Here is a 23,260-nt window from a genome sequence, read left to right as displayed (position 1 = left end):
GGGAAAAGGGTGATCACCTATGGCTATGCAGAGGAAAATACCTATGCGAAAATGCGTGGCAACCGGTGAAATGTTTCCAAAGAAGGAAATGATCCGGGTGGTCCGCTCCAAAGAAGGCGAAGTGTCGGTGGATAGCACCGGCAAAAAATCCGGACGGGGAGCCTATGTATCCAAATCGGAAGAAGCGGTGGCGGCGGCCAAAAAAAGAAAGTCGCTGAATACGCAATTGGAAGCTGATATTCCGGAAGAAGTTTATGAAGAACTTCTGCGCCTGATCAGACGGGAGCAGCTGAAGCAGTGAGTGCACATGAAATTTATCAGACACTGGGTCTTGCAGCCAGAGCCCGCAAAATCACGACAGGCGAAGAGCTCGTCATCAAAGAAGTGCGGAACGGCAATGCCAAACTGGTGCTGTTATCAGAAGATGCATCAAAAAATACGAGTAAAAAGCTGCATGATAAATGCAAGAGCTATAAAGTCGATCTGCGTGTATTCGGCACGCGGTCCGAAATCGGGCATGCGATCGGCAAGGATGAGCGTGTAACAGTAGCTGTAACAGACAGCGGCTTCGCAAAGAAGTTCATACGTTTATTCGACGAATTTAACAAGGGGTGAGCAGATGTCCAAATTGAAAGTACATGAATATGCTAGAAAAGTTAAAAAATCGAGTCGTGAAGTGATTGGTGAGCTTGCAAAGCTTAATATTGAGGTCACCACCCATATGGCAGAGCTGGAGCCAGGCACCATTTCCAAGCTGGATAAGGTTTACGACCGGGACACGTCGGCTGATGAAAAACCGGCACGGCCTGCGGCAAGTCAGACACGGCCTGCGGCAAGTCAAAACAGAACGTCATCAGCTTCCCAGGGCAGTCAAAACCGGAGTTCCGGCATCCAGGGCACTCAGAACAGATCGCAAGGAACCCAAAGCAGCGGCAGCACGAGTAAGCCGGCAGCCGGAAGCCAGGGGCCAAGCGGCCAAAGCAGAAGCCAAGGTAACCAGAACCGCTCAGGCGGAGGCCGGAACAATGCGTCCGGCCGCGGCGGCGCACAAGCCGGCGGACGTCCAAGCGGGCGCGGACTGAAAGGCGGTCCGGGCAGAAAAGGAAAACAGCAGCGCAGTGCAAATCCTGCACCGCCAATGCCGAAGAAAGAGAAAGAATTGCCGGAAAAAATCACGTTTTCCGAATCTCTCTCGGTTGGAGAACTGGCGAAAAAGCTGGGACGGGAACCGTCAGAAATCATTAAAAAGCTGTTCATGCTTAATGTGATGGCCACCATCAACCAAGAACTTGATAAAGATGCGATTGAGCTGATCTGTGCCGATTACGGCGTGGAAGTGGAAGAAGAAGTCCTTGTGGATACAACGGACCTTGAAACGTATTTTGAACCGATGGAAGGGGCGGAAACACGGGAACGTCCGCCGGTTGTCACGATCATGGGACACGTTGACCATGGTAAAACGACATTGCTGGATTCCATCCGGAACACAAAAGTGACGGCGGGAGAAGCCGGAGGAATCACCCAGCACATTGGTGCTTACCAGATTGAAGAAAATGGCAAGAAGATCACGTTCCTTGATACTCCGGGACACGCAGCGTTTACGACAATGCGTGCGCGCGGTGCGAAAGTAACGGATGTAACGATTCTGGTCGTTGCTGCAGACGACGGGGTTATGCCGCAGACGGTTGAAGCGATCAATCATGCGAAAGCGGCGGAAGTGCCGATTATCGTGGCAGTCAACAAAATCGACAAGCCGGGAGCCAATAAGGACCGGGTGATGCAGGAATTAACCGAGCATGGCCTTGTTCCTGAAGCATGGGGCGGAGATACAATTTTCGTTGAAGTATCCGCACTTAAAGGTGAAGGAATCGACAGCCTGATCGAAATGATCCTGCTGGTTTCTGAAGTCGGGGAACTCCAGGCAGATGCGAAGCGCAATGCGCTTGGTACGGTTATCGAAGCGCAGCTGGATAAAGGGCGCGGCTCTGTTGCGACACTGCTTGTGCAGGATGGCACTCTCCGAATCGGCGACCCAATCGTAGTCGGTGACACATTCGGCCGGATCCGGGCAATGGTTAATGACGCAGGACGCCGGGTGAAAGAAGCCGGACCGTCAACACCGGTCGAAATTACCGGCCTTAATGATGTGCCGCAGGCAGGTGACCGGTTCGTCGTGTTCGAGGATGAAAAAACAGCCCGTCAAGTCGGTGAAGTGCGTGCATCGAACGCGATCCAAGTGTCCCGATCCGAGAAGACGCGCGTCACCCTGGATAACTTGTTTGATCAGATGAAGCAAGGGGAAATGAAAGAACTGAACCTGATCGTAAAAGGCGATGTGCAAGGATCGGTTGAAGCATTGGCGGCATCTCTCATGAAAATCGACGTAGAGGGCGTTAATGTGAAAATCATCCACACGGGTGCCGGTGCAATCACGGAATCGGATATTTCCCTGGCAGCCGCATCCAATGCGATTGTCATCGGCTTTAATGTCCGCCCGGATGTTAATGCGAAGCGCGCAGCTGAAGCGGAAGGAGTCGATATCCGTCTCCACCGGATCATTTATAAAGTGATCGAAGAAATCGAATTTGCCATGAAGGGCCTTCTGGATCCTGAGTTCGAAGAAAAAATCATCGGTCAGGCTGAAGTCCGCAATGTCTTTAAAGTTTCCAAAGTGGGCACCATCGCAGGAAGCTATGTAACAGATGGTAAAATCACGCGCGACAGCGGAGTGCGTGTCATCCGTGACAGCATTGTTATTTTTGAAGGTGAAATCGATACGCTAAAGCGGTTCAAAGATGACGTAAAAGAAGTAGCACAAGGCTATGAGTGCGGGATTACGATCAAGAATTTCAATGACGCCAAAGAATTGGATGTCATCGAAGCGTACGTCATGGAAGAAATCGCACGCAAATGATCGTTTATGCGGAATGCGAATTCTTTATTCCAACCGCACATTCGTTAAAAGAAAAACGGGCCGTATTGCAGCGTATGCTCGTACGGGCCCGGCAGAAATTTAATATTTCCGCTGCCGAGATTGATCATCAGGATGTCTGGCAGCGGACGCGCCTTGCGCTTGTGACTGTTGCTTCGAGTAGAGAAGCGGCAGATCGGGAAATGCAGCGTGTGCTGTATTTTCTGGACAGCAATTCAGCATGGGAGCGGCTTGAGACAGAGACAGACTATTTATAAAGTCGAGGTGAACCAGCAATGACTATGCGTTCCAACCGGGTAGCGGAGCAGATGAAGAAAGAGTTGAGTGACATCATCAGCCGCAAGCTGAAAGATCCCCGTATCGGATTTGTCACGGTTACCGACGTGGAAGTGACCGGCGATCTGCAGCAGGCCACTGTCTACATCAGTGTGCTTGGCGATGAAAAGCAGCAGGAAGAAACACTGCTTGGCTTATCTAAATCGAAAGGGTTTATCCGTTCCGAAATCGGCCAGCGGATCCGTTTGCGCAAAACGCCGGAACTGCTGTTCGAATTTGATACTTCTGTTGCGTACGGCAATCGAATTGATTCGCTGCTGCGTGATATTCAGGACCCGAAAGACCATCAATAACTGGAAGCCTGCTGTCCATTCTTTCGGACAGGCAGGCTTTTTTCGGTCCTGAATATAGAAGAACCGGAAGGAGTGAAGTTAAAAATGGAATTAAATGGAATATTACCACTCTGGAAAGAGCGAGGCATGACTTCCCATGATTGTGTCTTTAAACTGAGAAAAATCCTGAAGATGAAGAAAATCGGCCACACGGGCACGCTTGATCCGGATGTGGAAGGCGTGCTGCCTATCTGTATCGGACAAGCAACCAAGGTGGCCGAGTATCTGACCGATTCAGGAAAAGCCTACCGGGCAGAAGTGACGCTTGGTTACTCCACGGAAACAGAAGATGCCAGCGGTGAAATGGTTGAGGAGAATACGGAAGAAAAACAGATAACCAGGGAACAGCTGCAGGAAGTCCTGAAAGGATTGACAGGTGAAATCACCCAGGTTCCGCCCATGTATTCAGCTGTGAAAGTGAATGGCCGCCGGCTGTATGAATATGCCCGCAAAGGCATTGAAGTGAAAAGACCGGAGCGAAAAGCCCTTATCCATTCCATTGAACTGGTAAGTCCGGAGACAGTATGGTCCGGACGGCTGATCCGGTTTACGATAGATGTGAAATGTGGAAAGGGGACATATATCCGCACGCTAGCTGTTCAGATCGGGGAAGCGCTCGGCTATCCTGCTCATATGTCGCGCTTGACGCGAACCGCATCCGGAAATTTCAGCCAGCGTGACTGCGTGACACTCGCCGAAGTGGCGGCGCATGCAGAAACAGGAGCAGTGAAGGAAATACTGAAGCCAGTCAGCTACGCGCTTTCCGATTTCCCTGCCATCGAGCTGGAGGAAAAGCTCCGTTTTTTCATATTGAACGGTCAAGTACTGGACTGTCATCCGCTGCTTGAAAATCAGCGGGCGCTCGTATTCACAGAAGACGGCGTACCGGTTGCAGTTTACCGGCAGCACCCGACGAAACCCGGTAAGATGAAACCGGAAAAAATGTTTCCCGCCAGCGGAAAAGAAGAGGTGTAAAATGGAAGTCATTCAATTGAGCTACCCGAATCATCACCGGCCGGAACAGGATATAGGGCCATTGTCACTTGCACTCGGATTCTTTGACGGCGTACATATCGGACACCAGCGGGTGATCGGCGAGGCGATCCGGAAAGCGGAAGAGCTTAATATCCGATCGGCTGTCATGACATTTGATCCCCATCCATCCGTTGTGCTCAGCGGCAAACGGACCGATGTGTGCTATATTACACCGCTTCAGCAAAAGCTGGAAGTTTTGGATTCACTCGGAGTGGATGTATGTCTTGTCGTTCGTTTTACTTCTGAATTTGCCCAATTGACGCCTGAACAATTTATCCGATTTTTCATTAAAGACCTTCAAGTCCGCCATGTGACAGCCGGTTTTGATTTTTCATTCGGCAAGCGCGGCGAGGGAAAGATGGCGGACATGGAACGGTTCAGCGATCATGCATTCGGTGTTTCTGTGGTAACCAAACAGGAAGCGGATGGTGAAAAAATCAGTTCAACCCGGATTCGCGAATTGCTCCGGCGAGGGGAAGTGAACGAAGTCCGGCAGTTGATGGGCCGGCCGTTCCGCACGAAAGGCATCGTGGTTCACGGGGACAAACGGGGCCGGACGATCGGCTTTCCGACGGCGAATATCCGGCCGGCTGATGAGTCCTTTCTGCCTGGAACCGGTGTTTTCGCCGTCCGGATCTTTGTGCAGGATAAGGCTTATGACGGCGTCTGCAACGTCGGTTATAAGCCAACGTTTGAAAATCCGGATGACAAAAAATTATCGATTGAAGTGCACATTCCGGGATTCGACAAGTCCATCTACGGGGAAGAAGTAGCTGTTGATTGGTACCGGCGCATCCGGGATGAACAGAAATTCTCAGGCATTGATGAACTGAAAATGCAGATTGCCCGGGATAAAGAAGAAGCAATACGCTATTTTAAAGGATAGGAAAGTATATAAATTCGCTGCCTCACAAATCTTCTGATCTGTGGTGTTGTTTGTGTCCAGACTCCAGCGCCCAGACGCTCGGGGTCATAAGTCACCGTCCTCTGGAAATCGGGATTTCCTCCGGACATCGCCTTATGCCTGTCGAGGGCCCGCATGATGCGGGTCAGGCAACCGTTGCGGCACGATGCCGCGTTCTTAGGTTGCCTTCCTCAATTTGGGGCGCTTGTGCTTTTCTTAGAACACAGCTGCCGCAAAGTTGATTTCACCTGCCGGCTATGCTAAACTAATTAGCGTACTCAATATGTACGAACCGCTGCTTGGCAATCGAATCACCAACGTTTGCTCGGGAGCCGGGGATATCAGAACCACAGGAGGTGGAACTTAAAATGGCAATCACACAAGAACGCAAAACTGAACTGATTAGCGAATACCGAGTTCACGAGACGGATACTGGGTCTCCTGAAATTCAAATCGCAATCCTGACAGAAGAGATCAACAACTTGAACGAACACTTGCGCACGCATAAAAAAGATCACCACTCGCGCCGCGGTCTCTTCAAAATGGTCGGACGCCGTCGTAACTTGCTGAAGTATCTTCGTGAAAACGATGTTCAACGTTACCGTCAACTGATCAACCGTCTCGGCCTTCGCCGATAATACGAGCAACCGAAAGCGGGATTCTTCCCGCTTTTTCTTTATGAATCGGCGTTATTGAATGAGGGTGCTGCTGAAAAGGGATCCTTTCCCTTCTTTGCTATATAAGTTGAGCTGAATAACCGGTTCAGTCACAAGACAAGTCAGGACAATGATTTTTGAGTTCAGCTTATATAGTAAAATCAGCTGTGGAACCGGTCGGCCGGAAAGCCGCCATCCCCATTCAGTTGCCGAATCACTGATTGATGTTACACTATTCAGAGGTACATAGAATAGTGGCATACTGTTTCATTAGAGAGGAGCTCAGACATGGAGCAAAATAAAAAAGTCTATACATTGGATTGGGCAGGCCGCCAATTGCAAGTGGAAGTCGGCCAGCTGGCAAAACAGGCAAACGGAGCGGCACTCATCCGCTATGGCGATACAGCGGTGCTGTCATCGGCAACAGCTTCCAAAAAACCGAAACCGCTTGATTTCTTTCCGCTGACAGTCAATTACGAAGAACGGTTGTATGCAGTCGGAAAAATCCCCGGCGGGTTCATCAAACGGGAAGGCCGTCCGTCTGAAAAAGCGACATTGATCAGCCGATTGATTGACCGGCCGATCCGGCCATTGTTCCCTGATGGTTTCCGAAACGAAGTCCAGGTGATTTCGATGGTCATGTCAGTGGATCAGGACTGCCCATCCGATATGGCGGCGATGTTCGGATCTTCCCTCGCACTTATGATTTCCGATATTCCTTTCGGCGGTCCGATTGCCGGGGTTACAGTCGGCCTCGTAGATGGTGAGTTCATCATTAACCCGACAAATGCCCAGATGGAAAAAAGCAGCATTAATCTGATTGTTGCCGGAACAAAAGATGCGGTGAACATGGTGGAAGCCGGTGCGAAAGAAGTTCCGGAAGAAACGATGCTTGAAGCAATCATGTTCGGCCATAATGAGATTAAACGGCTGATTTCATTCCAGGAAGAAATTGCTGCGGAAGTCGGTAAAGAAAAGACCGAAGTGCAATTGTATGAATTGGATGCAGAACTGACAGACCAGATCAAGGCCGCTGCACTGGAAGACATGAACAAAGCGGTTCAGGTACAGGAAAAGCAGGAGCGCGCAGAAGCGATCAACGAAGTGAAAGAACGGGTCCTCGCTGATTATGAAGATGCAGATGATGACGTGAAAAAGCAAGCTGGACAGATTCTAGATAAGATGGTGAAAGATGAAGTCCGCCGCTTGATCACTGAAGAAAAAGTCCGCCCGGATGGACGGACACCGGACGAGATTCGTCCGCTGTCTTCAGAAGTTGGTGTATTGAGCCGGACGCACGGTTCCGGTCTATTTACGCGCGGACAGACGCAGGCGTTGAGCGTCTGTACGCTCGGGGCACTCGGTGATGTTCAGATCATTGACGGACTGGGTCTTGAAGAATCCAAGCGATTCATGCACCATTATAATTTCCCGCTGTTTTCAGTCGGTGAAACCGGTCCGATCCGTGGGCCGGGCCGCCGTGAAATCGGACATGGGGCACTCGGCGAACGCGCACTTGAAGTGGTGATTCCGGATGAAAATGAATTCCCATACACCATCCGTCTTGTTTCGGAAGTGCTGGAATCCAATGGTTCCACTTCACAGGCAAGCATCTGTGCATCGACACTTGCATTGATGGAAGCTGGCGTTCCGATTAAAGCACCCGTTGCCGGTATCGCGATGGGCCTTGTGAAAAAAGGGGATAATTATACCGTTCTCTCGGACATCCAGGGAATGGAAGATCACCTGGGAGACATGGACTTTAAAGTGGCGGGAACAGCTGCAGGTGTGACGGCACTTCAAATGGATATCAAAATCGAAGGGCTGTCCCGGGAGATTCTGGAAGAAGCGTTGCTGCAGGCGAAAAAAGGCCGCATGCACATCCTGGACAGCATGCTTGCCACCATTTCTGAGCCGCGTAAGCAGCTGTCCGCGTTTGCACCTAAGATCACAGTGATCAAAATCAATCCGGATAAGATCCGCGATGTGATCGGACCGGGCGGAAAAGTGATCAATAAGATCATTGAAGAAACGGGCGTTAAAATTGACACTGAACAGGATGGCACAATTTTCATTTCCTCGGTCAATGAGGAGATGAATGCACGGGCCAAACAGATTATTGAAGAAATTGTCCGTGAAGCGAAAGTCGGGGAGTACTACCTCGGCAAAGTGAAGCGGATCGAGAAATTCGGTGCATTCCTGGAATTGTTCAAAGGCAAGGATGGCTTGCTTCATATTTCTGAAATCCAGGAAGAACGGACGAAGAATGTGGAAGATGTCCTTAAACTTGGAGATGAACTGCTCGTCAAAGTCATCGAAATCGATAACCAGGGACGCGTCAACCTGTCCCGTAAAACGGTACTGAAAGAAGAAAAACAGGCAGCAGAAAAACAAAGCTGAAAATAGACAGGATAAGTTGCCGGCAGCCGCCGGCAATTTTTTTTGAGAAGAAGGTGTAAAATCAATCAGTGACCCTTCTTCGGTAGTGGAAGTACAAATTAAAATGAAAGGAAGAATTGAATGATTACAACAGAACGTCTGAATAACGGTGTCCGGATCATCTCGGAAAACATGCCGTACGTCCGGTCGCTTTCAATCGGCATCTTCGTACATGCGGGTTCACGGGATGAATTGCCGAAGGAGAACGGGCTTACCCACTTCATCGAGCATATGCTCTTTAAAGGGACACAAACGCGGTCTGCCCGGCAGATCGCTGAAGAATTCGATCGGATCGGCGGTATGTCCAATGCCTATACATCTAAGGAATATACTAGTTATCATGCAAAAGTGCTTGATCATCATGCAGAACAGGCAGCCGAGATTCTGGCGGATATGTTCTTCAATTCACTTATGCGCGAAGAAGATATTCTGAAAGAACGGCAAGTGGTGCTTGAAGAAATCAGCATGTCCGAGGACATGCCGGATGATGATGTCCATGAACAATTATGGAAAGTGATGTATCCCGGCCATTCAGTCGGTGCTTCCATTCTGGGGACAGAAGAAACGCTGCAGTCCTTTACGAGAGAAAAAATCCTCGATTTCATGGAGCGTCATTATACGCCCGACCGGGTTGTAATCTCGGTTGCCGGCAATATTCAGCCGGCATTGATCCGGCGGATTAGGCAATTGTTCGGCGGCTTCAGCCGGAAAGCAATCGGGCAGCCGGTGCAGATGCCGGAGTTCACGCCCGGCAAGTCGATCAGAACACGTGATACAGAGCAGGGGCACATCTGTCTGGGCTATCCCGGTATCGCCATTGACGATCAGAAAATTTACGCGATGGCTGTGCTGAACAATATTGCAGGCGGCACGATGTCTTCCCGGCTGTTCCAGGAAATCAGGGAAGAACATGGGCTCGCATATTCCGTCTATTCCTATCACCAGGCATACCAGGACCATGGCACGTTTGCAGTTTATGGCGGGACATCCAACAGCCAGCTCCCCGAAATGCGTGACCGGCTGCTTGATGTGATGGATACAATGGTAAAAACAGGCGTCACCGCTAGCGAAGTTTCCGACTCAAAAGAACAACTGAAAGGGAGCTTCCTGCTCGGCACAGAAGGCAGCGGCACCCGCATGGACCAGAACGGCCGGAATGAACTGTTGCTCGGTGAACATCTGACTGATGAAGAAGTCATCCGGCGGATAGACAGCGTCTCAGATCAGCAGGTCAGCAGTTTGCTTGCATTGCTTTCCCGGCAGCCGGCTGTCTCCGTTATCCGGTCGGAATGAAGCGGCACGGCAGGATTGTTTCATTTTTTCTTGGACTCCACTTTCACATTGCCGTATAATGGTCTATATGGACTTGGACGGGAATATTATTAGGAGGAAAGTGTGTGAGTAAAACAAAAAATGAAGTCATTAGAGTTATCCCGCTGGGAGGCGTAGGCGAAGTCGGTAAAGCGATGTACGTCATCGAGATTGACGAGGAGTTATTCGTCGTCGACAGCGGGCTTATGTTTCCGGAAGATGAAATGCTCGGAATTGATATTGTGATTCCTGACATGACATTCCTGGAGGAAAATAAGGACCGGGTAAAAGGGATTTTCCTGACCCACGGGCATGAAGATGCCATCGGATCGATCGCTTACCTGCTGAAGAAAGTGCAGGCACCGGTCTATGGAACGAAACTGACCCTGGCACTGGCGAAAGAGCATATTAAAGAACTTGGACCAGTCAAGGGAATCAAGTTCTTCGAGGTAACAAACCGGAGCCGGATGAATTTCGACTCGACGCATGTGACGTTTTTCCATACAACCCACAGTATTCCGGATTCACTTGGTGTCGTCTTCCATACATCGGAAGGTGCGATTGTCCATACCGGTGAATTCAAATTCGATCAGTCGGCTTCCGGCAGTTATCAGCCGGATATCGCCAAAATGGCGAAAGTTGGCGAAGATGGTGTATTTATTTTACTGTCGGACTCCACAGAAGCTGAACGCCCGGGTTACACAACATCGGAAAGCGTTATTGCAGATCAGCTGACCCGGACATTCCATTCCTCACAGGGACGGATCCTCGTATCGCTGTTTTCGTCAAACTTCATCAGAATGCAGCAAGTGTTCGATATTGCTGCAGCGACAGGAAGAAAAGTGGCCGTCACCGGACGGACCCTTGAAAATGCGTTTGAAATCGGCCATAAACTCGGTTATTTGACAGTCGGGGAAGAAACGCTGATTCCGTTAAAGGAAATCGATCAGCATTCAGATGATGAAGTGGTGATCATTGTTACAGGCAATCAGGGGGAGCCTCTTGAAGCGCTTGATAAGATGGTGCACCGCCAGCATAAGGATGTCCGGATCAAAGAGACCGATACAGTGCTGATTACGTTTACGCCATCACCCGGCATGGAAGTGCCGATGTACCAGACGATGAATAAACTGGCAAAAGCCGGTGCCAATGTACTGACATCCAGCCGGAAAGTCCATGTCTCCGGCCACGGAAGCCAGGAAGACCTGAAGCTTATGCTGAACATGATGAAGCCGAAATACTTTATCCCGATCCAGGGCGAATATAAGATGCTGATTGCTCACTCCCGGCTTGCCCAGCAAACCGGAATTGAAAAATCCCAGATCTTCATCGCTGAAAAGGGCGACATCGTTGAGCACAGAAAAGGGAAGATGCGCATGAGCGGCCGTGTAACAGCCGGAAATGTGCTGATTGACGGCAGCGGTGTTGGTGATGTCGGTAATATTGTACTGCGGGATCGGAAACTGCTGTCCCAGGATGGTATTTTCATCGTGGTTGTAACGCTGAACCGAAAAGAAAAGAAAATAGCGGCAGGGCCGGAATTGATTTCCCGCGGATTTGTCTATGTCCGTGAATCCGAGGAACTGCTGGAGGAGTCGGCACAGCTTGTCCGGAAAGTCGTGGACAAATACGTCTCGAAGCAATCGTTCGAGTGGAACAATATTAAACAGGAAATCCGTGACGCGCTGAACTCTTATTTGTTCCAGCAGACGAAACGCCGTCCGATGATCATTCCAATTATTATGGAATATTAACAGATGAAAAGGGGGTTTCCGCCATGAGACAATCAGCGGAAGCCCCTTTTCGAGTACATAAGAAAAGAGGGAAGTGTGATGGCTCGGTCCCGTCCGAAGAAAAAGACTAAGACAAAGAGAAAACCGAAACAGACATCTTCATTCATCGCCCACGAAGTGGCCGGACTCCTGATGATCGGACTTGCACTTTTAATCCTGTTCGAGTTTGGGTTGGCTGGCCGGGCACTGGCAAATGCAGGCACCTTCCTGCTCGGCTGGTTTGGAATTCTTATTCCCATCGCCTTGATCGTCAGTGCAGTTTATCTGATGGTGAAGCGGAAGAAACCGGTGATTCGGCTGAAACTGGCGGTTGGCTGGGCTTTTATCTTTACCGGCCTTCTGCTGTGCGTGCATTTGTTTTGGGCGCAGACGATGATTTTAGCGATCACGTCCGATAATGTGCTGACAGAAACTGCACGGGCTACACAGATCTCGGGAACTGTCTGGACAGAATACACGGCTTCAGGCAGCGGGATGGCGGGTGCGTTATTGTATGCACCGCTTCATGTCCTGCTTGATTCCGGCGGTATGGTGATTCTGGCGATTATTCTGATGTCAATCGGGGTCATCATCCTGACAGGCAAGACAGCGGCGCCCTATCTCGCAGAAAAAGCGCCCGTACTATTCAATTCATTGGCAGGCATTGCGAAAAAACGATTCAAACGGTCACCTGCAAAGAAGAAGAAAAAACGGACCCGGCCTGTTGCACCGAAAGTGGCTGCAGAACAGGGTCCGGCAGATCCGGTTTATCCACAGCATACCTATGATGTTGAACCGGATGAAGAGGAAGAACAAGAAGAACAGGCGCCGATCATTTCTGCTTTCACAGAGAATGTGAAAAGGAGAAAAGAAGAAGTGCCGGCCGAGCCGGCAGCAGAGCAAGCAGAGACAGAACTGGAAGTGGCTGCTGCGACGGAAGAGACCGGAACGGACATCGAAATCATCAGCCGGGATGATGAGACCGAGAACGAGGATTATCAGCTGCCGCCGATCACCTTGCTGGATCCGCCTCATTCGAGTGACCAAAGCGGCGAAGTGGCAGGCATCCAACAGAACGCCCGGAAGCTTGAGAAGACCTTCCAAAGTTTTGGCGTCCGCGCGAAAGTAACGCAGATTCACCTTGGCCCGGCGGTTACGAAATATGAAATTATGCCTGACACCGGCGTGAAAGTCAGTAAAATCGTTAATTTGCACGATGATCTGGCCTTGGCCCTGGCTGCCCGGGACATCCGGATTGAAGCGCCGATTCCAGGGAAGTCCGCGATCGGCATTGAGGTGCCGAACTCTGAAGTGGCAGTCGTGAGTCTCCGGGAAGTGTTGGAATCAGAAGAAAATAACCGGCCGGATAAGAAACTGCTGGTAGTGCTTGGCCGTGACGTTTCCGGAAAAGCGGTACTTGCGGAATTGAACAAAATGCCGCATTTGCTGGTTGCCGGTTCAACAGGCAGCGGGAAGAGTGTGTGCATCAACGGGATCATCACAAGCATCCTGATGCGGGCGAAACCGCATGAAGTCAAAATGATGATGATTGACCCGAAAATGGTGGAGCTGAATGTCTATAATGGTATTCCGCATCTGCTCGCCCCCGTTGTGACGGATCCGCGCAAGGCGGCCCAGGCGCTGAAAAAAGTTGTATCAGAAATGGAACGAAGATATGAACTGTTTTCGCATACCGGTACCCGAAACATTGAAGGATACAACGAATACGTACAAGTTTTCAACGATGAAAATGAAGAGAAGCATCCGAAACTGCCTTATATCGTTGTAATCGTCGATGAGCTGGCAGACTTGATGATGGTTGCCTCCAGTGAAGTGGAAGATGCCATTACACGTCTCGCACAAATGGCCCGGGCAGCAGGTATTCATCTGATTATTGCGACCCAGCGGCCGAGCGTGAACGTTATCACCGGTGTTATTAAAGCGAATATTCCTGCCCGAATAGCATTTTCCGTATCTTCCGCGATCGATTCGCGTACCATTCTTGATATGGGCGGTGCTGAGAAACTGCTGGGCCGGGGCGACATGCTGTTTCTCGGATCAGGTGCTTCCAAGCCGGTCCGCGTACAAGGCGCTTTTCTGTCAGACACGGAAGTGGAGAAAATTACGGATTTTGCAATCGAGCAACAGAAAGCCCAGTATCAGGAGGAAATGATTCCCGGTGAAGTGAGCGAAACCGCTCCGGCAGAAGAGACCGATGAAATTTATGATGAAGCGGTTCAGCTTGTCTCTGAGATGCAGACGGCTTCTGTTTCAATGCTTCAGCGGAGATTCCGGGTCGGCTATTCGAGGGCAGCCCGGATTATCGATCAAATGGAACAGCGCGGTGTCGTTGGCCCTTATGAAGGAAGCAAACCCCGGACTGTACTGGTGCCGAAACCGGAAGATATGTGAACAATCCGGCCCAAGTTATCGACGAAATTTAATAAATTTCGACAAAGAGGTATTTATTTCATTTTCTAAAAGTGATATAGTTAGGTCGATTAGTAGGAATGTTTTACATCTGATGTCTAATGTCTGATCTCTGTCAGTGGTGGTGATTAAAATGGCGATTAAGACAGATCATCGGCATTTGTATCTTCAAGTGATCGATCATATGAAACGGGATATTGCAACGGGTGTGTATAAAGAAAAAGAAAAGCTCCCGTCCGAATTTGAACTTGCTAAATCGCTCGGCGTCAGCCGAGCGACATTGCGGGAAGCTCTCCGGATTCTTGAAGAGGAAAATGTCGTAGTCAGAAGACATGGCGTCGGTACTTTTGTGAATCCGGAACCTGTTTTTTCCTCCGGCATCGAACAATTGACGAGCGTTTCTGATATGATTCGTCAGGCCGGGATGGAACCGGGGACCATCTATTTAAGCACAAGCGCTGCGCCTCCTTCAGAGGAAGATATTAACCGCTTTCATTGCAGCGAGACAGAGTCGATTGTGAAAATAGAACGGGTGCGGACAGCGGATGGAGAGCCGGTCGTTTACTGCATAGACAAAGTACCGGCTTCTTATCTGCCGAAGGATTTTCTCGGCAAGCAAAGCGGTTCGATTTTCTCTGCGATTGAAGAATCCGGAGAAATCCATGTTGATTATGCGGTCACTTTTATTGATCCTGCAGGCTATCATGAAGATGCATCGCCGATTCTGCAATGCGAACCAGAAACAGCACTGCTGGTGCTGAAACAGCTTCATTACGATGATGACGATCGAATGGTGCTTTATTCAAAAAATTACTTCCGGGCGGATAAATTCAGTTTCCATGTCGTCCGGAAACGAACGTGAAACACGCATTCCTGCTAATTGGAAAAAACTTTGGGGGTACGAAAAAATGGCAAAACGTAAATTCGGTTTAGGTCTTTCACTGTTGCTGACAACAAGCGCGTTACTTGGCGCATGTGGTGCAGAAGAAGGGGCAGTGGAAGAGGAAGAAGGCGCAGCAGAAGAAGTAGTCGAAGAAGAAGTATTTTCTGTAGCAATGGTTACGGATGTCGGCGGAATCGATGACAAGTCGTTCAACCAGTCGGCATGGGAAGGCATCCAGCGCTTCGGTGGGGATAACGCTCTCGAAGAGGGTGACGGCGGCTATGCTTACCTGCAGTCTGCTTCGGATGCTGACTACAATACGAACCTGAACAACCTGATCCGTCGTGATTTTGATCTCGTATTCGGCATCGGATTCCTTATGGAAGGTGCGATTGCTGAAATTGCACAACAGCAGCCGGAACAGAATCTCGCTATCATTGATGCTGTTGTAGAAGAGCCAAACGTAGCCAGCGTACTTTTCAAAGAACAAGAAGGCGCGTTCCTGGCAGGTGTAGCTGCAGCTCTTATGACTGAAACAGGCAAAGTCGGCTTTGTCGGCGGTATGGAAATCCCTGTTATCGAGCGTTTTGAAGCAGGATTCCTTGCAGGAGTGGAAGCAGCAGATCCTGAAGTGGAAGTGGATGTGCAGTATACAGGTGCGTTTGATAAAGCGGAACTTGGTAAAACAACTGCGAACCGCATGTACTCAGCAGGCGCGGATATCATCTTCCATGCAGCGGGTGCAACTGGAAACGGTGTATTCACTGAAGCAAAAGAACGCGTTGAGCAGGATCCTGATGCAAATGTATGGGTTATCGGCGTAGATGCTGACCAGTACGAAGAAGGGGCTGTCGGCGACACGAACGTCACGCTCACATCTGTATTGAAGCGGGTCGATAATGCCGTTTACGATATTTCAACACTTGCAATGAACGGGGAATTCCCTGGCGGCGAAACAATTGTCTATGGTCTTGAAGACGAAGGGGTTGACCTTGCGGATTCACGCGGAGCGATCACTGAAGACGTGCTAGCGCAGATTGAAGAATTCAAGGCACAGATCGTTAGCGGAGATATTGTCGTTCCAGAAACAGTGGAATAACAGTACGATTGTCACGGTCATCATAAAGGCCGGTTCAACCGGTCTTTATGATTTTTTTTGCGGCTTTTTCCGGAATCCGGCGAAGTTGGCAGACGAAAGGCTTTTAATCCTAAGAGCCTTTCCTGTGTCAGCTTTTCACCAGGCAATAACCAGTTTTCGAGGGAGTGAAAACAGTGGAATACGTAATTGAAATGCTTAATATCCGAAAAGAGTTCGGATCGTTCGTCGCGAACGACAATATAACCCTGCAAGTAAAAAAAGGGGAGATCCATGCGCTTCTTGGCGAAAACGGAGCGGGGAAATCAACGCTGATGAATGTTCTGTTCGGACTGTATCAACCGGAGGGCGGCGAAATCCGCGTTAAAGGAAAACCGGTTGACATCACAGACCCGAATGTTGCGAATAATCAGGGCATCGGAATGGTCCACCAGCACTTCATGCTGGTAGAAAATTTCACAGTGACAGAAAACATTATTTTGGGAAACGAATTGACAAAAGCAGGAGTAGTCAATAAAAAAGAGGCTTCTAAACGTGTGCAGAAGCTATCTGAACAATATGGGCTGAATGTGGACCCGAATGCGAAAATTGAAGATATTTCAGTCGGCATGCAGCAGCGCGTTGAAATTTTGAAAACGCTTTATCGCGGTGCAGAGATTTTGATTTTTGATGAGCCGACGGCCTCACTCACACCGCAGGAAATTACAGAATTGATTCAGATCATGCAGCGGCTGATTGCTGAGGGAAAGTCGATCATACTCATCACACACAAGTTAAAAGAAATCATGGATGTTTCCGACCGGGTGACGATCATCCGAAAAGGCCAAGGGGTCGGAACAGTCAATACAGCCGAGACGAATCCGGATGAACTGGCTTCGTTGATGGTCGGCCGGCAAGTGGAATTCAGAACAGAAAAAGGTGAAGCGCATCCAAAAGAGGTTGTGTTATCCGTAAAAGATCTGACAGTCACGGATTACCGCGGAATTGAGAAAGTGAAAAAACTGAATCTGACGGTCCGTCAAGGAGAAATTGTCGGAATAGCGGGAATTGACGGCAATGGCCAATCGGAACTGATTGAAGCAATCACCGGTCTCCGGAAAGTGAAAAGCGGCACGGTGGCGATCAATGGCAAGGATGTAACGGGATTCAAACCGCGTAAAGTGACAGAAGCAGGAGTCGGTCATATTCCGCAGGACCGGCATAAACACGGACTCGTTCTGGATTTTCCGGTGGGTCATAACATCTCTCTGCAGACTTATTATTTACCGCCGATTTCAAAGAATGGCGTCATTCATTATGACCGCATTGCAGCACGGGCGCGTGAAATCATTGAAAAGTATGATGTCCGTACCCAAAGTGAAATGACACCGGCCCGTGCGCTTTCGGGGGGGAACCAGCAGAAAGCGATCATCGGCCGTGAAGTTGAACGGGATCCCGATTTGCTGATTGCTGCGCTGCCAACGCGCGGCCTTGATGTTGGTGCCATCGAATTTATTCACAGCAGATTGATCGAACAGCGGGATCGCGGGAAGGCCGTTCTGCTCATCTCGTTTGAACTTGATGAAGTCATGAACGTCTCCGACCGGATTGCCGTCATTTACGACGGACAAATCATTGATGAAGTGCTGCCTGAAGCAACTTCTGAACAGGAACTGGGCCTCTTGATGGCCGGGCACTCTGTACGTACGACGAAAGAAGGTGCTGAACCGCATGTCAAATAAAGCAGTCAATTTGCTCGTCCCTGTCCTGGCAGTAATTTTAGGGCTATTGGTCGGTGCAATTATTATGTTGGTCAGTGGTTATAATGCCATTGACGGTTATGCCGCACTTTGGGAAGGGATTTTTGGAGATTTATATCGGGTGGGTGAAACCGTCCGGCAGATCACGCCATATATCCTGGCTGGACTTGCAGTTGCTTTTGCCTTTCGGGCCGGACTCTTTAACATTGGGGTGGAAGGCCAGCTGATTGTCGGTTGGTTTGCAGCTGCCTATGTCGGTGTGGCTGTCGAATTGCCAAAAATCATTCATTTGCCGCTCGCGATATTGGCAGCGGCAGCTGCCGGTGCTTTCTGGGGTTTCATCCCGGGTCTTCTGAAAGCGAAGTTCCATGTACATGAAGTTATCGTGACGATCATGCTGAACTATATTGCACTCCATGTGGTCAATGCATTGATCGAAGTCGTATCAGGGGGCAGTGAGCGCACAGAAAACATATTTGCGTCAGCTTCACTGCGCTCTGAATTTCTTGCGGAATTGACCGACTTCTCAAGACTTCATTATGGAATAATCGTGGCGCTGATCATGGTTATCGTCATGTGGTTCATCCTGGATAAGACAACGACCGGCTTCGAATTGAAATCAGTCGGATTTAACCAGAATGCCTCCCAGTATGCCGGTATGAAAGTTGACCGGAATATTATTCTTGCGATGGTGATCTCAGGAGCATTCGCCGGAATCGGCGGAGCGATGGAAGCGCTTGGCACCTTTGAATATGTTTCATCAAAAGCCGGATTTACAGGAATCGGCTTTGACGGAATCGCTGTTGCACTCCTGGGCATGAATACGCCGCTTGGGGTTGTATTCGGTGCTACTTTATTCGGATCACTTCAGTACGGAGCACTGAATATGCCGAACGCTGCCGGCATTCCGGTGGAGATTGTTGGAATTGTCACTGCTGTCATCATTTATTTCGTAGCTGCCAGCTACGTCATCCGCCTGTTTATCGAACGGGTAGGCAGAAAAAAGGAGGCGAAGTGATATGAGTCCTCTTGAGATTTTTTATTTTCTTGTCTCATCAGCTATTTTCTACGCAGCGCCTCTAATCATTGTGGCAATCGGGGGGGTATTCTCTGAACGCTCAGGTGTCGTAAACATCGGATTGGAAGGCCTCATGGTCATCGGGGCATTTACCGGCATTGTCTTCAACTTGTTTTTTGTGGATGCGCTCGGCGAGTTTACGCCTTGGGTATCGCTGATTATCGCGATGATTACTGGCACGCTGTTTTCGCTGTTGCTGGCAATTGCTGCTGTGTCTTTCCGCGCAGACCAGGTTGTTACCGGGGTTGCAATCAACCTGCTGGCGATCGCTGTTGCAATTTTCCTGGTTAAGCTGATTTTCCAGAAAGGCCAAACAGATATCATATCGGTTAACTTCTCGCAAATCAGAATTTCTTTTCTTCGGGACATTCCGATTATCGGTGATATGTACTGGACGTCGCTTCTCGCAATCGCAATTGCGTTTATCTCATGGGCCGTCATTTACTATACACCATTCGGATTGCGTCTCCGGGCTGTCGGTGAACACCCGGCAGCGGCTGACACCATGGGTGTGAATGTCACGAAAATGCGTTATGTCGCTGTCATGATTTCCGGTGCGCTCGGCGGTTTGGGCGGTGCAATCTATGCACAGACGATTTCAAATGATTTCGGACATGCTACAATCACCGGCCAGGGATTCATGGCGCTAGCCGCCATGATCTTCGGTAAGTGGCATCCGCTCGGCGCAATGGGAGCCGCTTTATTCTTCGGATTCGCCCAGTCACTCAGCATTGTCGGGCCGTCACTGCCGTTTTTCTCGGAAATCCCGACAGTGTTCTTGTACATTCTGCCTTACGTCCTGACGATTTTGGCACTCGCCGGTTTCATCGGACGGGCAAGCGCACCAAAAGCAAGCGGTACACCTTACATCAAAGGAAATCGTTAATGAGAAAGAGTCATCTCCGGATGGCTCTTTTTTCTGTATTTGCATTACAGCGGAAGCGTTGGGTATAGTAAACATAGGAACTATTGAGAGGGGCTCTGACATGTTTGACACGATTACGATCACGGATGGCGTCAATCTGCACGTCAATGAAACAAAACAATTCAAGACTGTAAGCATCGCGATTAAATTTAAGACCGGCCTGACTGCCGGCAAAGCGGCGGCCCGATCGGTGCTTGCGAATATCCTGCAGCACAGCAATGAGAACTATCCGTCCCATACAGCACTCCGGATGGTGCTGGACGATCTGTATGGCACATCTCTTTATATAGATGCCACAAAGCGGGGGTCTGAACACATCGTCAGCCTTAACGTGGAAACGGTGAATGATCAGTACCTGTCGGAGGACGGTGTGCTGGAAAAAGTGCTGAACCTGATGCACTTGATCCTGTTCAAACCGAATTTCGAAAACGACTTATTCAAAGAGACGGTATTCAACCGGGAGAAAAATGTCGTGAAGCAGCGGATTGAATCTATTTTTGATGACAAGACCCGCTATGCACAGCACCGGCTGACCGAACTGGCCTTTGCCGGGCATCCGGCATCGATTTCAGCCAATGGCACGATCACCGATGTGGAAGTGCTGACCAATGAAGCGTTACGGGATGTGTACCGGTCGATGCTGACAGAAGACCGGATCGATATTTACACAGTCGGCGACTTGTCAGCCGAAACAGTCGCTGCCTATATCCAACGATACTTCCCATTCGGAAGCAGAACGCCTGAATCCGTTCAGCAGCATCCTGAAATCCCACTACCTGCGGCACCGCGGGTGACTGAAACAGAAGATATGAAACAGGGCAAGCTGCATATCGCCTATACATCACCGGTCACATTCCGCGACGAGAAGTTTCCCGTCATGCAGTTGATGAACGGTGTCTTCGGCGGCTATGCACACTCTAAATTATTTTCCAATGTGCGGGAAAAGGAAAGCATGGCTTATTATGTCTCCAGCTCGTATTCATCCCAATTCGGGCTGCTATTCGTGCTGGCCGGTATTGATCAGGCAATGGATGAAAAGGCGGTCCGGCTGATCACTGAACAGCTTGATGATGTGAAAAAAGGAAATATTTCAGATGAAGAACTCGGTCAGACAAAAGCCTTGCTGACGAATCAGCTGAAAGAAGCGCTCGATTCGGCACGGGGCCAGATCGAAATCTATGATCAGTATATGAATTTGACGCCAGAGTTCGAATCGGCGTATTTGATAGAAAAATGGCAGCAGGTGACAAAGGAAGAAATTGCAGACGCAGCTAATGACCTATCATTGCATATGATCTATTTCCTGACTGGCCAAGAGGGGGAACCGAACGATGAATAATCTGCATTTCGACCAGATTGATGAAACTCTTTACCATGAGCAACTCGATAATGGGCTGGATGTCTATATTTTGCCGAAGAAAGGCTTTTCAAAAACGTACGCCACTTTTACAACAAAATATGGCTCGATTGATAACCGGTTCGTGCCGCAGGGAGCAGAGGAGCCAATTTCAGTGCCGGATGGAATCGCTCATTTCCTGGAACATAAGATGTTTGAAAAAGAAGAAGGGGATATCTTTCAGCAATTCAGCACGCAGGGAGCATCTGCGAATGCCTTCACCTCTTTCACCCGGACCGCCTATCTGTTTTCAGCCACCGGACAAGTGAACGAAAACGTCCGGACGCTCCTGGATTTCGTGCAGAGTCCATATTTCACTGAAAAAACAGTCGAAAAAGAAAAAGGAATCATCGGCCAGGAAATCACAATGTATGATGATTTGGCGGACTGGCGGCTGTATTTTGGCTTGATCGAAAACATGTATCAGAATCATCCGGTCAAAATTGATATCGCCGGAACGATCGAATCGATCAGCCACATCACAGCTGAACATTTATATACGTGCTATAACACATTCTATCACCCATCCAATATGGTGCTGTTTATTGTCGGAGCGGCAGAACCGGAAGAAATGATGGCTTTGGTCCGGGATAATCAGGCGCAGAAGGAATTTCCGCCACAGCAGGACATCAAGCGGCTCTACCCTGATGAACCGGTAGAAGCCGTGATTAAGGAGCGTTCCCTGCGGATGAGCGTGCAGAAACCGAAAGTGCTCGTCGGGATGAAACCGATTGTGAAGGACTTGTCCGGCAGAGAGATGCTCAAGCACGAACTCGCCATGCAGCTGGCACTTGAATTGCTGTTTGGCAGAACATCCGATTTCTATCACAGCGCCTATGAAAATGATCTCATCGATGAATCTTATTCCTATGAATTTTCCCTTGAACAAGGGTTCGGTTATGCCATGGTCGGCTCAGACAGCAGCGAACCGGAAAAACTGGCCGATGAAATCGCTAGTACGATGGATCGGGCGGCGGAAATGTGGCCGTTCGGTGCAAAGGATCTGGACCGGGTCCGGCGCAAAAAGATCGGTACTTTCCTGCGGGCACTGAATTCACCGGAATACATTGCGAATCAGTTTACACGTTATAAATTCAATGACATGGATCTGTTTGAAGTGGTTCCGGTACTTGAAGACATGGAAGTCACGGATCTACAGGAAGCGTTCGCGTCCATCAGCGGCAGTGAACAGCGGACTGTGTTCTCTATTTTGCCGAGCAAAAAATCAAGCCAATGAAGCGATTCGCAGTAATCATGGGAGCATCGGGAGATGTAGGTGCTGCCGTTGCGGCCAGCCTCGCAAAAACGGGCTGGTCGCTGTATCTGCACTGGCATAGCCGATTCCCTGCAACACTTCTGAAGGAACTGACGGAACAGTATCCCGCACAGGAATTCATCCCGGTGCAGGCGAATTTCAAGAGCCCGGCTGGCGGCCGTGAACTTGCCGATCAGATTTATGATGCAGCGTGCATTGTAGTTGCAAGCGGACAGTCCCATTTCGGCTTGCTGGCGGATACGGACGAACAGGAATTGGACGCACTCTGGCAAGTCCACGTGAAAAACCCGGTGCAGGCAATCAGACGCCTGTCCCGTTTCTTTCATCGGCATGATAAGTCGTATGTGGTGTTTATTTCATCGATTTGGGGAGAGACCGGAGCTGCAATGGAAACGGCGTATTCCACTGTCAAAGGGGCGCAGCTGGCATTTACAAAAGCATATGCAAAAGAAATGGCCTCTGTCGGAACGCGGGTGAATGCACTCGCGCCCGGACTGATCCGGACAAAAATGAATGAACAATTCAACACGGAAGAACTGGATGAACTGGAGCGGGAAATCCCGCTCGGCATTGGCACCGCGCAAGATGTTGCGGCGGCTGTGGACTACCTGACAGGCGGCACGGCTGATTACGTGACCGGCCAGGTGCTCCGGGTCAACGGCGGCTGGTATATGTAGTCCTGGGAGATGCAATAAACAGGAAAACTGACAGGAAGGTCGG

At 49.7% G+C, this 23,260-nt stretch carries 20 protein-coding genes; all 20 read left to right on the top strand.

All coding sequences use genetic code 11. The annotated features are described in order from the left end of the window. Positions 1-19: 19 nt before the first annotated feature. The 20 genes from rnpM (at position 20) to ymfI (ending at position 23,217) form a co-directional block, all read left to right on the top strand. Positions 20-301 carry an RNase P modulator RnpM gene (gene rnpM / locus B0X71_RS11885; protein WP_077589617.1) on the top strand — a complete coding sequence of 94 codons (282 nt, stop codon included), beginning with the start codon at positions 20-22 and terminating at the stop codon, positions 299-301. Next, a complete protein-coding gene (locus B0X71_RS11880; RefSeq protein WP_077589616.1) occupies positions 298-615 on the top strand; it encodes a YlxQ family RNA-binding protein in 318 nt (105 codons plus the stop codon). The genes rnpM and B0X71_RS11880 overlap by 4 nt, the downstream gene beginning before the upstream one ends. Positions 616-619: 4 nt before the next feature. Beyond that, positions 620-2,914, top strand: coding sequence for a translation initiation factor IF-2 (gene infB, locus B0X71_RS11875; RefSeq protein ID WP_077589615.1), 2,295 nt, complete (start codon positions 620-622; stop codon positions 2,912-2,914). Continuing rightward, a complete protein-coding gene (locus B0X71_RS11870) occupies positions 2,911-3,189 on the top strand; it encodes a DUF503 domain-containing protein (RefSeq protein WP_077589614.1) in 279 nt (92 codons plus the stop codon). The genes infB and B0X71_RS11870 overlap by 4 nt, the downstream gene beginning before the upstream one ends. Positions 3,190-3,207: 18 nt before the next feature. Continuing rightward, a complete protein-coding gene (rbfA, locus tag B0X71_RS11865) occupies positions 3,208-3,561 on the top strand; it encodes a 30S ribosome-binding factor RbfA (RefSeq protein WP_077589613.1) in 354 nt (117 codons plus the stop codon). An 84-nt stretch (positions 3,562-3,645) separates the two neighbouring features. Beyond that, complete coding sequence (gene truB / locus B0X71_RS11860) at positions 3,646-4,575, top strand: tRNA pseudouridine(55) synthase TruB (RefSeq protein WP_077589612.1); 930 nt, start codon at positions 3,646-3,648, stop codon at positions 4,573-4,575. Position 4,576: 1 nt separating this feature from the next. Next, on the top strand, positions 4,577-5,521 hold the full coding sequence (locus B0X71_RS11855; protein ID WP_077589611.1) for a bifunctional riboflavin kinase/FAD synthetase: 945 nt from the start codon (positions 4,577-4,579) through the stop codon (positions 5,519-5,521). 386 nt (positions 5,522-5,907) lie between these two features. Further along, complete coding sequence (rpsO, locus tag B0X71_RS11850) at positions 5,908-6,177, top strand: 30S ribosomal protein S15 (protein WP_077589610.1); 270 nt, start codon at positions 5,908-5,910, stop codon at positions 6,175-6,177. A gap of 306 nt (positions 6,178-6,483) precedes the next feature. Next, positions 6,484-8,595 carry a polyribonucleotide nucleotidyltransferase gene (pnp, locus tag B0X71_RS11845; RefSeq protein ID WP_077589609.1) on the top strand — a complete coding sequence of 704 codons (2,112 nt, stop codon included), beginning with the start codon at positions 6,484-6,486 and terminating at the stop codon, positions 8,593-8,595. A gap of 120 nt (positions 8,596-8,715) precedes the next feature. After that, positions 8,716-9,927 (top strand): M16 family metallopeptidase, encoded by a 1,212-nt coding sequence (locus B0X71_RS11840; RefSeq protein WP_077589608.1) that lies wholly within the window; start codon positions 8,716-8,718, stop codon positions 9,925-9,927. Between the two features lie 104 nt (positions 9,928-10,031). Further along, entirely contained in the window at positions 10,032-11,699 is a 1,668-nt protein-coding gene (locus B0X71_RS11835) for a ribonuclease J (protein ID WP_077589607.1), read from the top strand. Positions 11,700-11,777: 78 nt separating this feature from the next. Then, entirely contained in the window at positions 11,778-14,129 is a 2,352-nt protein-coding gene (locus B0X71_RS11830; protein WP_077589606.1) for an FtsK/SpoIIIE family DNA translocase, read from the top strand. 151 nt (positions 14,130-14,280) lie between these two features. Beyond that, positions 14,281-15,009, top strand: a complete 729-nt coding sequence (locus tag B0X71_RS11825) for a GntR family transcriptional regulator (RefSeq protein ID WP_077589605.1) — start codon at positions 14,281-14,283, stop codon at positions 15,007-15,009. A gap of 46 nt (positions 15,010-15,055) precedes the next feature. Continuing rightward, positions 15,056-16,129, top strand: a complete 1,074-nt coding sequence (locus B0X71_RS11820; protein WP_077589604.1) for a BMP family lipoprotein — start codon at positions 15,056-15,058, stop codon at positions 16,127-16,129. Between the two features lie 173 nt (positions 16,130-16,302). After that, complete coding sequence (locus B0X71_RS11815; RefSeq protein WP_077589603.1) at positions 16,303-17,847, top strand: ABC transporter ATP-binding protein; 1,545 nt, start codon at positions 16,303-16,305, stop codon at positions 17,845-17,847. After that, positions 17,837-18,883: an ABC transporter permease gene (locus B0X71_RS11810; protein WP_077589602.1), complete on the top strand. Its 1,047-nt coding sequence runs from the start codon at positions 17,837-17,839 to the stop codon at positions 18,881-18,883. Before B0X71_RS11815 ends, B0X71_RS11810 begins: the two co-directional genes overlap by 11 nt. A gap of 1 nt (position 18,884) precedes the next feature. After that, positions 18,885-19,829 carry an ABC transporter permease gene (locus B0X71_RS11805; protein ID WP_077589601.1) on the top strand — a complete coding sequence of 315 codons (945 nt, stop codon included), beginning with the start codon at positions 18,885-18,887 and terminating at the stop codon, positions 19,827-19,829. A gap of 100 nt (positions 19,830-19,929) precedes the next feature. Then, entirely contained in the window at positions 19,930-21,207 is a 1,278-nt protein-coding gene (gene yfmF / locus B0X71_RS11800; protein ID WP_077589600.1) for an EF-P 5-aminopentanol modification-associated protein YfmF, read from the top strand. Next, positions 21,200-22,501: an EF-P 5-aminopentanol modification-associated protein YfmH gene (gene yfmH, locus B0X71_RS11795; RefSeq protein ID WP_077589599.1), complete on the top strand. Its 1,302-nt coding sequence runs from the start codon at positions 21,200-21,202 to the stop codon at positions 22,499-22,501. Before yfmF ends, yfmH begins: the two co-directional genes overlap by 8 nt. Next, positions 22,498-23,217, top strand: a complete 720-nt coding sequence (gene ymfI / locus B0X71_RS11790) for an elongation factor P 5-aminopentanone reductase (RefSeq protein WP_077589598.1) — start codon at positions 22,498-22,500, stop codon at positions 23,215-23,217. Before yfmH ends, ymfI begins: the two co-directional genes overlap by 4 nt. Positions 23,218-23,260: the final 43 nt, after the last annotated feature.

It is taken from the genome of Planococcus lenghuensis (genome assembly GCF_001999905.1).
GTDB classification, from domain to species: Bacteria; Bacillota; Bacilli; order Bacillales_A; family Planococcaceae; genus Indiicoccus; species Indiicoccus lenghuensis.
Note: the sequence above shows the minus strand (reverse complement) of the source record. Positions and strands in the feature narration are given on the sequence as shown.

Coding starts and splice junctions, on each gene's coding strand:
- rbfA (WP_077589613.1), top strand. CDS start 3,208: ATGACTATGCGTTCCAACCGGGTAGCGGAGCAGATGAAGAAAGAGTTG.
- B0X71_RS11855 (WP_077589611.1), top strand. CDS start 4,577: ATGGAAGTCATTCAATTGAGCTACCCGAATCATCACCGGCCGGAACAG.
- rnpM (WP_077589617.1), top strand. CDS start 20: ATGGCTATGCAGAGGAAAATACCTATGCGAAAATGCGTGGCAACCGGT.
- pnp (WP_077589609.1), top strand. CDS start 6,484: ATGGAGCAAAATAAAAAAGTCTATACATTGGATTGGGCAGGCCGCCAA.
- B0X71_RS11810 (WP_077589602.1), top strand. CDS start 17,837: ATGTCAAATAAAGCAGTCAATTTGCTCGTCCCTGTCCTGGCAGTAATT.
- B0X71_RS11830 (WP_077589606.1), top strand. CDS start 11,778: ATGGCTCGGTCCCGTCCGAAGAAAAAGACTAAGACAAAGAGAAAACCG.
- B0X71_RS11870 (WP_077589614.1), top strand. CDS start 2,911: ATGATCGTTTATGCGGAATGCGAATTCTTTATTCCAACCGCACATTCG.
- yfmH (WP_077589599.1), top strand. CDS start 21,200: ATGAATAATCTGCATTTCGACCAGATTGATGAAACTCTTTACCATGAG.
- B0X71_RS11840 (WP_077589608.1), top strand. CDS start 8,716: ATGATTACAACAGAACGTCTGAATAACGGTGTCCGGATCATCTCGGAA.
- B0X71_RS11820 (WP_077589604.1), top strand. CDS start 15,056: ATGGCAAAACGTAAATTCGGTTTAGGTCTTTCACTGTTGCTGACAACA.
- B0X71_RS11825 (WP_077589605.1), top strand. CDS start 14,281: ATGGCGATTAAGACAGATCATCGGCATTTGTATCTTCAAGTGATCGAT.
- infB (WP_077589615.1), top strand. CDS start 620: ATGTCCAAATTGAAAGTACATGAATATGCTAGAAAAGTTAAAAAATCG.
- rpsO (WP_077589610.1), top strand. CDS start 5,908: ATGGCAATCACACAAGAACGCAAAACTGAACTGATTAGCGAATACCGA.
- ymfI (WP_077589598.1), top strand. CDS start 22,498: ATGAAGCGATTCGCAGTAATCATGGGAGCATCGGGAGATGTAGGTGCT.
- B0X71_RS11805 (WP_077589601.1), top strand. CDS start 18,885: ATGAGTCCTCTTGAGATTTTTTATTTTCTTGTCTCATCAGCTATTTTC.
- yfmF (WP_077589600.1), top strand. CDS start 19,930: ATGTTTGACACGATTACGATCACGGATGGCGTCAATCTGCACGTCAAT.
- truB (WP_077589612.1), top strand. CDS start 3,646: ATGGAATTAAATGGAATATTACCACTCTGGAAAGAGCGAGGCATGACT.